The sequence below is a fragment of the Alloprevotella rava genome (genome assembly GCF_014195585.1).
Classification (GTDB): Bacteria; Bacteroidota; Bacteroidia; order Bacteroidales; family Bacteroidaceae; genus Alloprevotella; species Alloprevotella rava.
In genome coordinates this window covers 299,188-312,620 of sequence record NZ_JACICA010000003.1, presented here as the reverse complement: position 1 = coordinate 312,620, position 13,433 = coordinate 299,188, and the positions used below count along the sequence as shown (strand labels likewise).

Annotated in this window: 14 protein-coding genes and 2 pseudogenes; 8 read left to right on the top strand and 8 right to left on the bottom strand. The window is 39.4% G+C overall.

Annotated elements, in window-relative coordinates; all coding sequences use genetic code 11:
* Window positions 1–621 precede the first annotated feature (621 nt).
* From FHS60_RS04755 to FHS60_RS04740, 4 genes are all read right to left on the bottom strand, one after another.
* Window positions 622–1,521: a helix-hairpin-helix domain-containing protein gene (locus FHS60_RS04755; RefSeq protein WP_183695726.1), complete on the bottom strand. Its 900-nt coding sequence runs from the start codon at window positions 1,519–1,521 to the stop codon at window positions 622–624.
* Between the two features lie 63 nt (window positions 1,522–1,584).
* Entirely contained in the window at window positions 1,585–2,058 is a 474-nt protein-coding gene (locus FHS60_RS04750) for a helix-turn-helix domain-containing protein (RefSeq protein WP_183695724.1), read from the bottom strand.
* 1,056 nt (window positions 2,059–3,114) lie between these two features.
* A complete protein-coding gene (gene holA / locus FHS60_RS04745) occupies window positions 3,115–4,149 on the bottom strand; it encodes a DNA polymerase III subunit delta (protein WP_183695722.1) in 1,035 nt (344 codons plus the stop codon).
* 27 nt (window positions 4,150–4,176) lie between these two features.
* On the bottom strand, window positions 4,177–4,953 hold the full coding sequence (locus FHS60_RS04740; RefSeq protein ID WP_009348539.1) for an AMP nucleosidase: 777 nt from the start codon (window positions 4,951–4,953) through the stop codon (window positions 4,177–4,179).
* A 100-nt stretch (window positions 4,954–5,053) separates the two neighbouring features.
* Between FHS60_RS04740 and FHS60_RS04735 the strand changes: the two genes are divergently transcribed.
* On the top strand, window positions 5,054–5,512 hold the full coding sequence (locus tag FHS60_RS04735) for a type I restriction enzyme HsdR N-terminal domain-containing protein (protein ID WP_183695720.1): 459 nt from the start codon (window positions 5,054–5,056) through the stop codon (window positions 5,510–5,512).
* Between the two features lie 213 nt (window positions 5,513–5,725).
* Here the strand turns inward: FHS60_RS04735 and FHS60_RS04730 are convergent.
* The 3 genes and pseudogenes from FHS60_RS04730 to FHS60_RS04725 all read right to left on the bottom strand — a co-directional run.
* Window positions 5,726–6,118, bottom strand: a pseudogene (locus FHS60_RS04730) (transposase family protein); the annotation flags it as partial.
* Window positions 6,119–6,338: 220 nt separating this feature from the next.
* Window positions 6,339–6,464: a hypothetical protein gene (locus FHS60_RS10430; RefSeq protein WP_262886678.1), complete on the bottom strand. Its 126-nt coding sequence runs from the start codon at window positions 6,462–6,464 to the stop codon at window positions 6,339–6,341.
* 92 nt (window positions 6,465–6,556) lie between these two features.
* Window positions 6,557–6,775 (bottom strand): hypothetical protein, encoded by a 219-nt coding sequence (locus tag FHS60_RS04725; RefSeq protein ID WP_009348367.1) that lies wholly within the window; start codon window positions 6,773–6,775, stop codon window positions 6,557–6,559.
* 534 nt (window positions 6,776–7,309) lie between these two features.
* Between FHS60_RS04725 and FHS60_RS04720 the strand changes: the two genes are divergently transcribed.
* From FHS60_RS04720 to FHS60_RS04690, 7 genes and pseudogenes are all read left to right on the top strand, one after another.
* Window positions 7,310–8,566 carry an ATP-binding protein gene (locus tag FHS60_RS04720; RefSeq protein WP_183695718.1) on the top strand — a complete coding sequence of 419 codons (1,257 nt, stop codon included), beginning with the start codon at window positions 7,310–7,312 and terminating at the stop codon, window positions 8,564–8,566.
* An 88-nt stretch (window positions 8,567–8,654) separates the two neighbouring features.
* Window positions 8,655–9,200, top strand: coding sequence for a P-loop nucleotide/nucleoside kinase family protein (locus FHS60_RS04715; protein WP_183695716.1), 546 nt, complete (start codon window positions 8,655–8,657; stop codon window positions 9,198–9,200).
* 50 nt (window positions 9,201–9,250) lie between these two features.
* Window positions 9,251–9,406, top strand: a complete 156-nt coding sequence (locus FHS60_RS10515; RefSeq protein WP_183695714.1) for a DUF3781 domain-containing protein — start codon at window positions 9,251–9,253, stop codon at window positions 9,404–9,406.
* Window positions 9,388–9,648, top strand: a pseudogene (locus FHS60_RS04705) (ClbS/DfsB family four-helix bundle protein); the annotation flags it as partial. The gene FHS60_RS10515 and the pseudogene FHS60_RS04705, both read left to right, overlap by 19 nt.
* Before the next feature lie 60 nt (window positions 9,649–9,708).
* Window positions 9,709–10,302 carry a GNAT family N-acetyltransferase gene (locus FHS60_RS04700; RefSeq protein ID WP_183695708.1) on the top strand — a complete coding sequence of 198 codons (594 nt, stop codon included), beginning with the start codon at window positions 9,709–9,711 and terminating at the stop codon, window positions 10,300–10,302.
* Window positions 10,299–10,679 carry a DUF4180 domain-containing protein gene (locus tag FHS60_RS04695; RefSeq protein WP_183695705.1) on the top strand — a complete coding sequence of 127 codons (381 nt, stop codon included), beginning with the start codon at window positions 10,299–10,301 and terminating at the stop codon, window positions 10,677–10,679. Before FHS60_RS04700 ends, FHS60_RS04695 begins: the two co-directional genes overlap by 4 nt.
* A gap of 76 nt (window positions 10,680–10,755) precedes the next feature.
* Window positions 10,756–11,568, top strand: a complete 813-nt coding sequence (locus FHS60_RS04690; protein ID WP_183695702.1) for a class I SAM-dependent methyltransferase — start codon at window positions 10,756–10,758, stop codon at window positions 11,566–11,568.
* Window positions 11,569–12,224: 656 nt separating this feature from the next.
* Here FHS60_RS04690 and FHS60_RS04685 read toward each other — a convergent pair.
* Window positions 12,225–13,385, bottom strand: coding sequence for a glycosyltransferase family 4 protein (locus tag FHS60_RS04685; RefSeq protein WP_183695699.1), 1,161 nt, complete (start codon window positions 13,383–13,385; stop codon window positions 12,225–12,227).
* Window positions 13,386–13,433 lie beyond the last annotated feature (48 nt).

Sequence of the window (13,433 nt, the reverse complement as noted above, 5' to 3'; positions counted from 1 at the left end):
AAAAGCAAGCTTTCAATGTCGTTTCCCCTCGACTTGCATGTGTTAAGCCTGTAGCTAGCGTTCATCCTGAGCCAGGATCAAACTCTTCATTGTAAGTATGATTTTGTTCTTTTTTCTGTTTTACTCAGAACGCCGTATCTATAAGAAAATTAACGGTTGATTTCTACAATTCTACCCGAACATGACACATTTCTGCATCTTGTTCTTTCTTTTCTTGTACTTCTCTTCTTAAAAGTTTATGTCAATTCTTTCAAAGATCACAGTTGACAACCACAAGGAGTAACCCCCGTTTCTCGGTTGCGGATGCAAAAGTACTACGAGATTTTGGAATAGCAAAGAGTACGCAGCACTTTTTTTGAAAAAAGTTTTAGAGTGGAGGATTTAAGGGAGGAAACGACCGAATTAATAGGAATTTTTGAAAGATAGTCAGGGATAATTACCATGCAAAAGGCTCGAATGGGACAAATTGAGTGAACAAAAAGGAAAGAGAATATGGACGACAGAGAGGACTCTCGAATCGGAAGGAGAAAGAGATTTGAGAAATTAAAGAAGAGTATCAAAGACGAAGAGGGAGCCGAATGATGGTGAATCATCGATTCTCTTCTTCTAATATCATAGCCTTCAAAAGACAATATAGGGTTGGAGACGCTTAAAATCTTCGGGAGTAAAATGCTCTGAAAGACTCAAATCACGCCAACTTTTAATTGGGCCGAACTTTCTAATATAATTCATTATTTCTTTAACCTGCTCATAATTTAAATATGGATGATGAATAAGTTGCTTAAAAGTACTCTTATTTATATTTAAGGTCTTAACTGAAACATTAGGCGAAACTTCGAACCACTTCTCTATATCCTCAGGTAATCCATCCACCTCCTTAATCTGATTACGCGAAACAAAACCTCCAAGACGCTCACGATAACGACATATCTTAGAAGCATAATAGCTTCCCACTCCCGGAATTCGTTTTAGTTGAGTTGTATCAGCAGCATTAAGATCCATAATTGTAAGTTCCTTATACTTTTGGGGATAGGAGGCACGAATAGAATCGTATCGTCGGCGAGAATCGGAGAATGATTTATCTTCAGAATCTATACGGATATAAGGTTTTAAGCGCTCAAAATCCGCCTTAGTAAGTCCATACAAACGCTTAAAATCTTCCGGAGAACGCCAACGCCCTCCCTTCCGTCTATACTTTAAAGCATTATGTGCCATCCACGGCTTTAAGCCAAGTCGAACAAAGGTTACAGAATCACACGCATTAGGATCAAAAGGAAAAGTCTGCTTTACTACACCACCATTATATTGCGTATAACGCTCTCTATACTGCCCCTCAACGCTATCCTGTTCCATTTGAAAAGAAAGTACAGAAAGGGAATCCTTTGAAGACAACATCTCAGAAGAGATATTAGGTTTTAAGAAATAATATGTCACCCCACAACCGATCAATAACACCAAAGCCAAGGCTATAAAACCCCGACGATCCGCTTCAGGCATCAAACGCCAATACTTCTTACTCATAGATATTGGATTTAGCTAATTGTCGAAGCAAATATAAGGAATCTACATATTGAATCCAAATTATCATTTAGAAGAGGGCGTAAAAGTCTCGTAAGTACCATCATCATAAAAGACACGAATTTCTCTTACTTTCCGAATTCGTTTGTCAATTATATTAACTTCTCTATTCTGTTCTATTTTACTCCTTGTTGCATATGGAGATCGCTCCTGAGGCAAAGACTGTTCAACAGGAGGCTCGGAAAAAAAAAGTCCTAATTCTGGTTGAGAAGAAGAAGTATTCACAAAACTCTGCTCAGGAATCTCTGTCACTGCTTGCGCTGGGACAATAGAAAGGTTACTATCTCCTTCACCAAATAGAAGCCAGTTTATATTTATCTCAGGAAAAGCTTTATGAATTGCCTGAACATGATTATTTGTAGGACGAGTTCTACCAGTAAATATACTTGACAGTGACGCTGCAGAGATTTCTAATTTAGCAGCAAAATCTTGTTGAGACATTTTGGCATCATCCATAATTTGACGAATACGATCCTTCATTTCCATGACATTTTAATCATTTATTAGTATACAAAAAAAGAGAGCAAAACTCATTTTAAAGAGCAGAACCTTTAGCTCTCTCCTAAAAAACGCCCTTTTCTAAGCATTTACAAAAATAAAATCATTTTCTCAAATATGCAACATTTATAAACACAAAAATCAAAACCAGAATTCAAGTATCAAAATTTAAATTCATGTTTTAAAAGTCAAGATTTATACATTTCTATATTACGGCAGTGTTTACATATGTAGTGTGTAGATCTTAAGACTTCTTCTATTTTCTCTAAGAGTACTTCTTTTAAATTATACTTCAAGCAGTTACTAGCATCTATACATCTAAAAATAAAGGAATTTACCTACGATATAAGTAGGCAAGCAGCTTTTGCTCGTATAATACATTAGAAAATAATTATACTTTGCTGGATTTCAATAAATTACAATTAAAAAACAATATTAGATAAACATAAATACATCTTTGCATATTACACATTTTGATTTGTATATCTATATTATTACGTTTCTACATCTTTAATATAAAAGTAAATACAAGAATAGTTTATATTGTTTTGTAAACTCGCAGAGTGAATATACAAATGGATATACACATTTTGAATCCGTAATAAAACTTAACAGGCAATATCTAGAGAAGAAATAAGGCCACTTAGCTCAATTTATTCGTAAACCTAAGGAAGAGATAAAGAATCCACGCTCGAGCGATTCTCAGAGCATAAAAATCACCGTAACTACTTATATATCAACAGATATATACAGAAAAAACATGTATCATATTTGATAGCTGAAAAAATCAAATTTTCTCTATTTTGCTATCTATAAGATAGCAAAATAGAGAAAACAACTAAGAAATAGGTCCTTTTCAGAGATTAAAATAGTAATAGAAACAGGCGATTCACATTTTTGCAAGAGTAGTGAGCCAAAGAAGAAGAGTTGTGCAGAGATTTTGTACATTCTAGAAGAGAAAAAAGTGAAGCGAGAATTAGAGATTCTCGCCTCACTTTTACTGTAAAATCATTAAATAAAATATTGACGAAATAAGTCTTAGTGAAGAATAAAAAAGAGGAGTTCTTTCAGTAGTTCACCAGATGAGATATTACCACTCTCAACTCCTTTTGAGCGAGCATCCGCACGCCGAATCTCCCCTATTATTTGCATCACTTTCACGCCAGAATAATTTGCCATCGCAGGGAGGACACTCTTTCTCACTTGCCATTCCGTTATCCCTAAAAAGGTAGCTACTCCCCTCTCCGATTTATCTGGAGAATAGTAGGACAACATCAAGTTTTGGAAGAATTTGAAGATTGTAGGAATTATTCTATTTATCGGAAACGCTTTTGAATTTTTATCAAAATAATTCGCAATCTGCATAGTCTTTACCACATTCTTTGTAACGAGCGCATCTTGCAACTCATAGACATTGTAATCCTTGCTTATTCCAATATTCTCCGCCACTAAGTCTTTCGACACCTTTTTGCAACCTTCGGGCAAAGCAATACAGAGCTTATCTAATTCGCCAGCCATACGGCTCAAGTCGTTTCCCACATGAGCCGCCATCATTTCTGTAGCATCTGGTTCGATACCCACCTTCTTACGTCGAAGGTAATCTTCTATGAATTTAGGCAACTGAAAATCTTTCAATTTTGGAGAGACAAAAAGAACGCCCATTTTCTCGATGAGAGGCGCCAAGCGTTTGCGACGATCCAGCATTCCATTTTTATAACAGAACACCAAGACCGTTGATAGCTGCGGATGCTTTAGATAGTGCTCCAAGCGTTCCAGTTCTTTTATATTTTGTGCCTCTTTCACCACAACTACCAAGCGTTGTGCCCCCATGGGAAAACCATTGGCAGCATCAATGACATTAAAAATAGTGGTTTCTGCTCCGAAGAGCGTGACAAGATTAAAATCTCTTTCTTCTGGATTCAGCGCAGACTGCACAATAAAATCAGCCAAGCGGTCAATATAATAGCTCTCCTCTCCTTCCAGAAAATAGAGCGGCTTATAATTGCCCGCTTGGATGTCTCTCACAATGGCGTCATAGGAAACTCCTCCTTGATTCTTAGTAGGAAATGCCATCGTTTGTATGTCTATATAATATGTATGTTACCAGTCATATTTCAGGTGGCGCACCGTCTTACGCTGACCGATGATAAGTTTCATCGCCTCAATGCCTATGCGCACATGAGTTTCAGCAAAGTTTGCAGTCACCTTGCGGTCACTCTCGCCCGTCTTAATACCCTCTGCCTCCATGGGGTTGTCAGAAACCAGTAACAAAGCCCCTGTTGGGATATGATTATAGAAACCGCAGGTGAAGAGAGTTGCTGTTTCCATATCGACAGCCATGGCACGCGTTTCGCGCAGATAGTTTTTGAAACGTTCGTCATGTTCCCAAACGCGGCGGTTTGTAGTGTAAACCGTTCCCGTCCAGTAGTCCTGGTTGTTATCGCGCAAGGTTGTCGACACAGCACGCTGCAACATAAAGGCAGGAAGCGAAGGAACTTCAGAAGGGAAATAGTCATTGGAAGTACCCTCACCGCGGATGCCTGCCAGCGGAAGGATATAATCGCCCAACTGCGTTTTCTCAGAAATACCGCCACACTTACCCAAGAACAAGCAAGCACTCGGTTTCACCGCACTCAGCAAGTCCATAATCAGCGCAGCATTCGGACTACCAATTCCGAAATTTATCATTGTGATTCCATTAGCAGTAACAGCACGCATATTAGATGTCGTTTCCTCTACAGGCACACCGCTCAGCTCACAAAACAAATCCACATAATGATTGAAATTGGTCAAAAGGATATGCTCCCCAAAGTCTTCCAGCGACAGACCAGTATAACGCTGGAGCCAATTACTCACGATTTCTTCACGCGTCTTCATACAAATAGTTTTTATACGCATTTTCGGCGGGATACAAAGTTTGTAAATCCGCCGAAATACTTAATTTTGCAATAATTTATTGATTTGCAAAAGTAAGAAAATGATTTCACTTAATCTGCCAAACTTTGATATTAAATTACGCCAGCAAGATAATGGGCAAACTGAAATCTTCGACTTTTTGCGGCAACGCTACATTCGCCTAACCCCTGAAGAATGGGTTAGACAGCATTTCACCCACTTCCTCGTTGAACACAAGCACTATCCTGCAGGGCTCTTGGGCAATGAAGTGAGCCTCAACGTCAACGGCGTTGAGCGACGTTGCGACAGCGTACTCTTCAATCGCGAAGGAGGAAATCCGCGTATGATTATCGAATACAAAGCCCCCAGCATTCGCATCACGCAGAAAGTTTTTACACAAATAAATTCATACAACAGTGTGCTCCACGCCGACTACCTCATCGTATCTAATGGTCTGGATCACTATATTTGCCGCATCAACTATTCTGACCTCAGTATTCTTTTCCTCCCCGAAATTCCCGACTACACAGAACTCCAATAAGTTAATTTGGTTATTTCCTGCTTTCATTTATCTTCCCCCAGACTAAATTAAGACGAAAAAACAAAGTTTTATATAGCAACGATTTACGACTACACGGTCAAAAACCACAAGGAAGTTGATATACCTCTCCGTTCTTACGAAGACGAGGTTTTACTCATTGCCACCACTGCAAAAAATACGGATTCACTCCCCAATACGAAGAACTGAAAAAACTATACGAACGTTTTTGCAGACACGCAATGGTGTGCTGTCAACGAAGCTTATTCCCGTGAATTTGCCCAAGAGGACCTTCTTGATAAACAAGGTTAAGGGTATGACTACATCCCTTTCCAATTCTACTAAACGGTTATAAGAAACAACATTGGGAAACAGATGGCGAAGATGCTTACATACTTTTTCAAGATAGAAATGTTTAAAGCAGCGATAACCAGAAGTGTGGAAAAGAATCATTATCAGCATGACTTCTGCCTTTGACATCGTGGAACTTCGATGATATTTTCTTTTTCCAATAGGTTTTAACGTATATTTTGCCGTCATAGCATCAAAAAACTTGCAGAAGTCGTCTGCCATACAAAAGATTTCTGTAGTTTTGTCTCTGGTGATCATAGCGATTTTTGTTTGTAATTATTTGTATATTAGCATCTTAAATTTACAACAAACTTCGCTAATTACCAATTTTATAGACACTTATAATTCGTCGAACTCACGTTATATCATAGAAGTTACTATATTTGCGCTGTTTTTACGGGAAGGAATGACATTATGGCATAAAAATAAACCTGACAGAGTTGCCGCTTTGCCAGGTCTATTCTACAAAGAAATATTATTATTTCTTCTTTTCTCGCTGAGACAAAGCACTGCCTGCAATACTTTTAGTTCTGTCGCTTGAACGTCCATCCTGCAATGCTTTAGATGCTTTTGTTGCAACTGATTTTGAAGTTACTTTTGCCATAATTCCTCCTTTCTGTCTTTAGTGGCAACATATTTCAAGTTGCCGTTATACATTTGAATAAATCCCATTCCCACTCCCAATAGGGCTGGGATTTATTCGCTAAAATCAAATGTTATATTCCCTGGATTGGTTGATGCAATATTTTTGCAATCATATCCAGATAATCTACCTGCGTTTTTGATTGTTAGCTTTGCCTTTGTTGCTACTCCGTTTTCAGCAATATTCTTTAAATCATACGCTGAAAAATCTTCTGCACTAATGACAATATTTCCACCTGCAGATGCAATGTTCTTTAAATCGTAAGCTGTCATTTTGTAAAATAGAAATAATTATAAAAATCTCATATCTTCAGGTTACAGGGGAAGAAGTCTATAGAAGCCTGTCTACATATCCTCACGGACTTGTTGGCTTAGTAGAGGAGCCAAATTGAATACAAAAGTTGAAACTTCCATTATTTATATTATCACAAATCCTATGCCAAGATTTAACGAATTATACCACTTCTTTACAATTAACCCCAATTCGGTTTAAGAAACGCTCTTTCATAAGTTTCTTAAACCGAATTGGGGTTAAGACCTTATTGACAGAATATAGCGTACAAGGGAGCATCCTTATTCAACAAGTATTCAACTGATAGACTGATCTTTGATAAAAGTAGAGTTACAACTCATTTCCTTGGGGGCTTATTGCCTGATATTATCATGTTTAAAGACTTCTTTTACCATTAATACGACTTAAAAACGGCAACATTGACACTTTTTAGTCAATAAAGTTTATGGAATTAAAATTAATTGCCACCTTTGCATTACCAAAAACTGTCAATGTTGACAGAAATAAGAATTTGCATGATTGAGATAAAAAGAGATAGGTATCTAAAGCTGTTGATAGAAAGTCGTCAGAATGGCTTTATTAAGGTCGTAACAGGAATACGCAGATGTGGCAAGTCATATCTATTGAATGTCTTGTTCTACCACTACTTGTTAGATAATGGGGTGGATGATGACCACCTCATTCGTATTGACCTTGAAGATCGCATGAACAAAGAACTGAGGAATCCAGACACTATGCTCCATTATGTTCATGACAGAATCAAAGACAATAAACTTTATTACATCATTATTGACGAGGTACAGCTGATGGACGAGTTTGTGGATGTGTTGAATAGCTTCCGTCATATTGATAATGCAGATACATACGTAACTGGTAGCAACTCACACTTTCTATCATCCGATATTCCTACAGAGTTCCGCGGCCGTGGCGAGACTATACATGTGAATCCTCTTTCTTTTGCTGAGTTCTATTCTGCTATTGGCGGTGACAAACAAGGCGCATGGCGTGAATATTATACCTATGGCGGTTTGCCTCTCGTTCAGTCTTTTGACACTGAACAAAAGAAAATAAACTATCTAAAGAATTTGTTTGAAACAGTATATTTGGCAGACATCATAGAAAGAAACAAAGTTCAAAACGAGAATGAAATGCGCGAGCTGGTGCTTACAATGGCATCGGCTCTCGGCTCTCCATGCAATCCAACAAAACTCTCTAATACCTTCAAAAGTGTCAAGAAAGTAAATATCTCCAACAAGACCATAGCCAATTATCTGAACTATCTATCAGAATCGTTCGTGCTGAACAAGGCTATACGTTACGACATAAAAGGCAAGAAGTACATTAATACGCTTTCTAAATACTATTTCTCTGATATAGGTTTGAGGAATGCCATTCTCGATATGCGCCAACAAGAAGAAACGCATATCATGGAGAACATCATTTATAATGAACTGATTACACGAGGTTATAGTGTGGACGTTGGGATGGTGGAAATTAGAAAGCCTGATAAAGACGGTAAGTGGTCTCGCACTCAACTCGAAGTGGACTTTATTGCCAGTCTGGGAAGCAAGAAGTATTACGTACAGTCTGCCTTTTCCATTCCAGACAGGGAAAAGGAGATACAAGAATCTCGTTCATTGATGAATATCAATGATTCTTTCAAAAAAATTATCATTGTAAAAGACCATATTATGCCACGTCGCAATGAAGATGGTATATTGACAATCGGTCTTTTCGATTTCTTGCTAAAAGAGGACAGTTTAGACATATAATATAAACGTAAGTTCGACGAATTCACGTTAATCCCCGAATTTCGTTTACTTACAAACTCGCAGTCAAGCTGCTAAAATGAATATTACAATGAGCAAAGCCATTCTTTTTATTTTCTCTGGACTACCAGCGGTTGGCAAGTCCATACTTGCAAAATTTGTAGTAAAAGAGTTTGGAGCTGTTTATCTGCGCATTGATACCATTGAACAAGGCTTGAAAGACTTGTGCCGTATCAATGTTGAGGGAGAAGGCTATCGGTTGGCATATCGTATGGCAGCCGATAATTTGCAATTGGGCAACAATGTCATAGCTGATTGTTGCAACCCTATTGAATTGACAAGGCAAGAATGGGAAGGTGTTGCTGTCAATAACAACTGTCGTTTTGTAAACATTGAGATTATATGCTCAGATAAGGCTGAACACAAAAAGCGTGCAGAACAGAGAAATACAGAAGTAGCAAATATGAAACTCCCTATGTGGAACGATATAGAAAACCGAGAGTATCACGAGTGGCACAAAAGCCGCATCGTCATTGATACGGCAGGAAAGACCATTAAACAATGCCAAGCCGAGCTAAAAGAAAAGGTTGCCCATAGTTTTCGCAAAAAGGAGATGGTCAAGAATATGGAAGTATAGACGATTCGCTGAAAACAACCATCATCGAAAAGCTCTGTTATACAAAACTTGTGTATGACAGAATAAACCGAAAGCTCGAACTTCATCTATCGCCACAAAAAATAGAAAGTTTTATTTCAGACATTATCATGAATACAGACACGAGTCATTTCCTGAAAAAAGGAAAGAACTATTATATAACTAATGATACAGAACATATCCAGTAATGAACGTGGAGTTTTGGAAGAAACATCAAAACACACCGCTATCAGACGCAAAAGCAATGTTAAAAGAAAGCTATCAGCAAGTAATGGAATTGATTGCAACTTTCTCTGACAACGAACTCTTTAACAAGGGCATATTCGATTGGACGGGCACCTCTACACTTGGTTCTTATAGTGTTTCAGCAACCTCCAGCCATTATAATTGGGCGATAAAGAAAATAAAAGTACATATTAAAACACAATAAACTAACGATAGAAACTTTATTAGAAGGCTAATAAAGAAACGTGAAAGATAAGAAAAAAGTATGGAACTACAAACAAAACGTCTGATACTGAGAGCCTGGAAAGAAAGCGATGCTGAAGCATTATACAAATATGCTCGGAATCCAAACGTTGGTCCGATTGCTGGTTGGACACCACATACAAGTGTAGAGAACAGCCGTGAAATTATAAAGGCAGTACTCTCTGCCCCTGAAACCTATGCGGTTGTATTGAAAGAAACAGGCGAAGCTGTCGGCAGCATTGGAATAATGACCGTAAGAAGCGAAATCCACAGTGCAAAGATTGCGAACAACGAGTGTGAAATAGGCTATTGGATTGGTGAGCCCTATTGGGGACAAGGCTTGATTCCCGAAGCCATACGCGAAATACTTCGTCACGCCTTCGAGGATTTGCATCTTTCTTCCGTTTGGTGCGGTTATTACGACGGCAATGAAAAATCGCGTCGTGCACAAGAGAAATGCGGGTTCATATACCATCACACCGAACATAATAAACCCGTTCCCCTGCTTAACGATTTCCGCACTGAACACTTCACAAAAATCAGCCAGCAAGAATGGCGAGCTACCTCCCTCGTCGCCATGAAAGAAGTAGATGTTCACAAAAACAACAAAACATGAAAGAAAAGTCTATCATATCTCATCAAGCCGACGGGCAAACATTCTTGGAAGTCCTTTCAGAAAAACAATTCATCGGCAGTGTGCAAGACGCCTTAGACTTGATAGGTGAATTCTTCGGGCAGTATTACGATGGAATAATAATCCACGAGCATAGTATTTCTCCCCGCTTCTTCGAACTAAAAACAAGACTCGCGGGCGACATCCTTCAAAAGTTCTCTAACTATCACCTTCGCCTTGCCATCGTCGGCGATTGGTCGAAATATACCAGCCATAGTCTCGCCGCTTTCGCTTTCATCGTCGAAAGTAACAGAGGACGCATGGTAAATTTCGCCACCTCGACCGAAGAAGCTGTGGCGTTATTATCGAGGTTTAAGTAAACTACTAAAACAGAAATCGATGCTATCAACCTGTTTTAGAACATTACACACACTAACATTAAAGGGAAAATAAACAATGGAAGATTATTATAAAACAAACAAAGAGGCGTGGAATGCAAGGACAAAGATACACCTGCATTCCTCGTTTTACGACTTGGATAAATTCAAAAAAGAGGTAGAGTCTGTTCCCGACTTGGATTTGTCTTTGCTGGGAGACATTCGGGGAAAGTCTATTCTCCATCTTCAATGTCATTTTGGCATGGATACGCTGTCCCTGTCAAAGATGGGAGCCAATGTCGTGGGGGTGGATTTCTCGGAAGAGGCTATACAAACGGCAAAGTCTTTGAATGAGGAATTAGGACTGAATGCACAATTCTACTGCTGCAACATATACGATGCGCCTTCCGTGCTGAAAGGGCAACAGTTTGATATTGTATATACATCTTACGGTGTTGTTAATTGGTTGCCTGACTTAACCCAATGGGGACATGTAATTTCACAAATGCTGAAAGACTGTGGAAGGTTCGTTATAGTGGAATTTCACCCCGTATTATGGATGTTCAATGAAGATTTTTCTCAAGTCCGATATGCTTATTCGCGCAAAGAACCTTACGTTGTGGAAGAAGCAACCTACACAGATTCGGAAAATGACAATCGGCAAAAGACCGTTACGTGGAATCACGGGCTGGCTGTAGTGCTGAATGGTTTGCTCTGTAATGGTTTGCAGATAAAGTCTTTTGAAGAGTATGATTACTCGCCTTTCAACCTATTCGGGAATATGACAGTTGAAAAGAACGGAACGTTCAAAATCGCAGGAAAGAATGGCGAGATACCGATGCTGTTTTCTGTTGTTGCCGTGAAGCATCCGCAAATACATGGTAGCATGTAGTAAGTCTGTAGTAATAGATATTTCGGCTTCTAACTACGCGCCAACTCTTTTTCATTTACCGTATTACCCATCCTTGTTGTTATATAGTAAGATAACATGAGTTCTGAATTCGTCGAATTCACGTTAATATTAAGACTTTTCCTATAAAGGATGTATTGCGTTAAGCACAAATATCCTTATTGCGTTTGAGAATACAATAAGCCTATCAGCTGACTTCCTTATTGCGTCAGTTGATGCGCTTATTGTAGCGGAGGGGAGAAAAGGGAAAGCTGAAAATGGAAGGATATACCCTCTTATCTGTATATTGTTTTTGTGTTGTCACATCGTCACGTTGTCACATTTTGAGTATAACAAGCTGAAAACGTATATATTACGCGCGTGACAGCAGTGTGACAACAATGTGACAATGAAATTTTGTTGTCACGCTCTTAACCACCTATCTATCAGCACGTTCCCTACTCCGTGACAACGTGACAACAAAAAATGTTTTTTCTTGGGAGGAGGAGGAAAAGAAATAGCTCGGTGTTCACCTACTATCCCCAGAGGGGATACATCATGTTTAACCATGGGTTCACCCTCGGTTAAGCATGGTGCGCCTTCATCGGAGGCGTGAGTTTCTCTATGCTGCTATAATGAGGGCTAACTACAACTCGCTATTAGATATAAAACGGCTCTTTGTTTTTCACTCGTTCGTAGACTTCGGCCAATTCTGTTGCGGCTTTTTTCCATGAAAAGTCCTTCAAACGCTGAGTTTGTCGCTCTAATAGTAAAGTGCGTTGTGCGGAATCAGAGAAAAGAAGTTCCAGTTGCTCGTCTAAATTCGAACTCGTTTCGTCCATATCAAAATAAATAGCGGCATCTTGGGCTATCTCTGGAAAACAACTTTTTCGATTGAGCACTACGGGGCAGCCACCGATATACGCTTCCAAAATGGGAATGCCAAAACCTTCGTAGATGGAGGGAAAGATGAAACACTCGGCATGATGATAGAGCGTGAGAAGTTGCTCATCGGTGGCATGGAAATGAACAATGCGATCGACGAGATCGAGCTCTTGGAAGAACGCCAACTCATCCGCAGAAAACGGTGCTTCCGTACACACCAATTTCAAATCCTGATGGCGCTGCAAGAAAGATTGGAGGTGGCGCACCATGGGGCGAAAATTCTTGTAGGCGGTCCGATGCCCCACAAAAAGAAGATATTTGAAATCGAAAAGAGGAATTTTGCTATATGCCACATCTTCTGGCGCGCCGTGGTAGATCACGGTAATGCGCTCCTCGGGAACGTGCAATAAATCAACCAGATCCCGCTTGGTATTCTCCGAAACCGCAACGATATGAGCGGCGTGCTTCACCAGTTCGCGCTTGCGAGAAACCTGCATATCGCTCTTCTTGAAGAACAATTCGGGAATCATATCGTGAACGGTTAGCACAAAAGGTTTTCCATGAAGATGTTTCATGAAATACATATCGAAAAAGGTGGGGTGGAAAATATCATAATTGCCTTCTTCCAAGCGCTGTATGGCATAGTTCTTATTGATACCCAGCGATGTTTGTTGAGGAAACAAACGGGCAAAGATCTTAAAGAGGTCGTGCTTCAGAGGAAACTTGCGTTGGCAGAGGAAGTTGTTCTTTGTGAGCCGGCACGGACATAGTCCTTCTACGAGCTGTTTGCCATGAAGGTGAACATTATCGCTTTCTCTAACGGCTATCTCTGCATGAATGTTTTCGGGCATATTTGCCACGAGGTTTGCAAAGCAATTGGACACTCCGCCTATTTTCTGAATGTAAAAGGTTTGATAATCAAAGAGTACGTTCATAGTTTCTTTACTCTGAAAGCAGAAAAAAGAGTCCTCTTGCCATCAAAG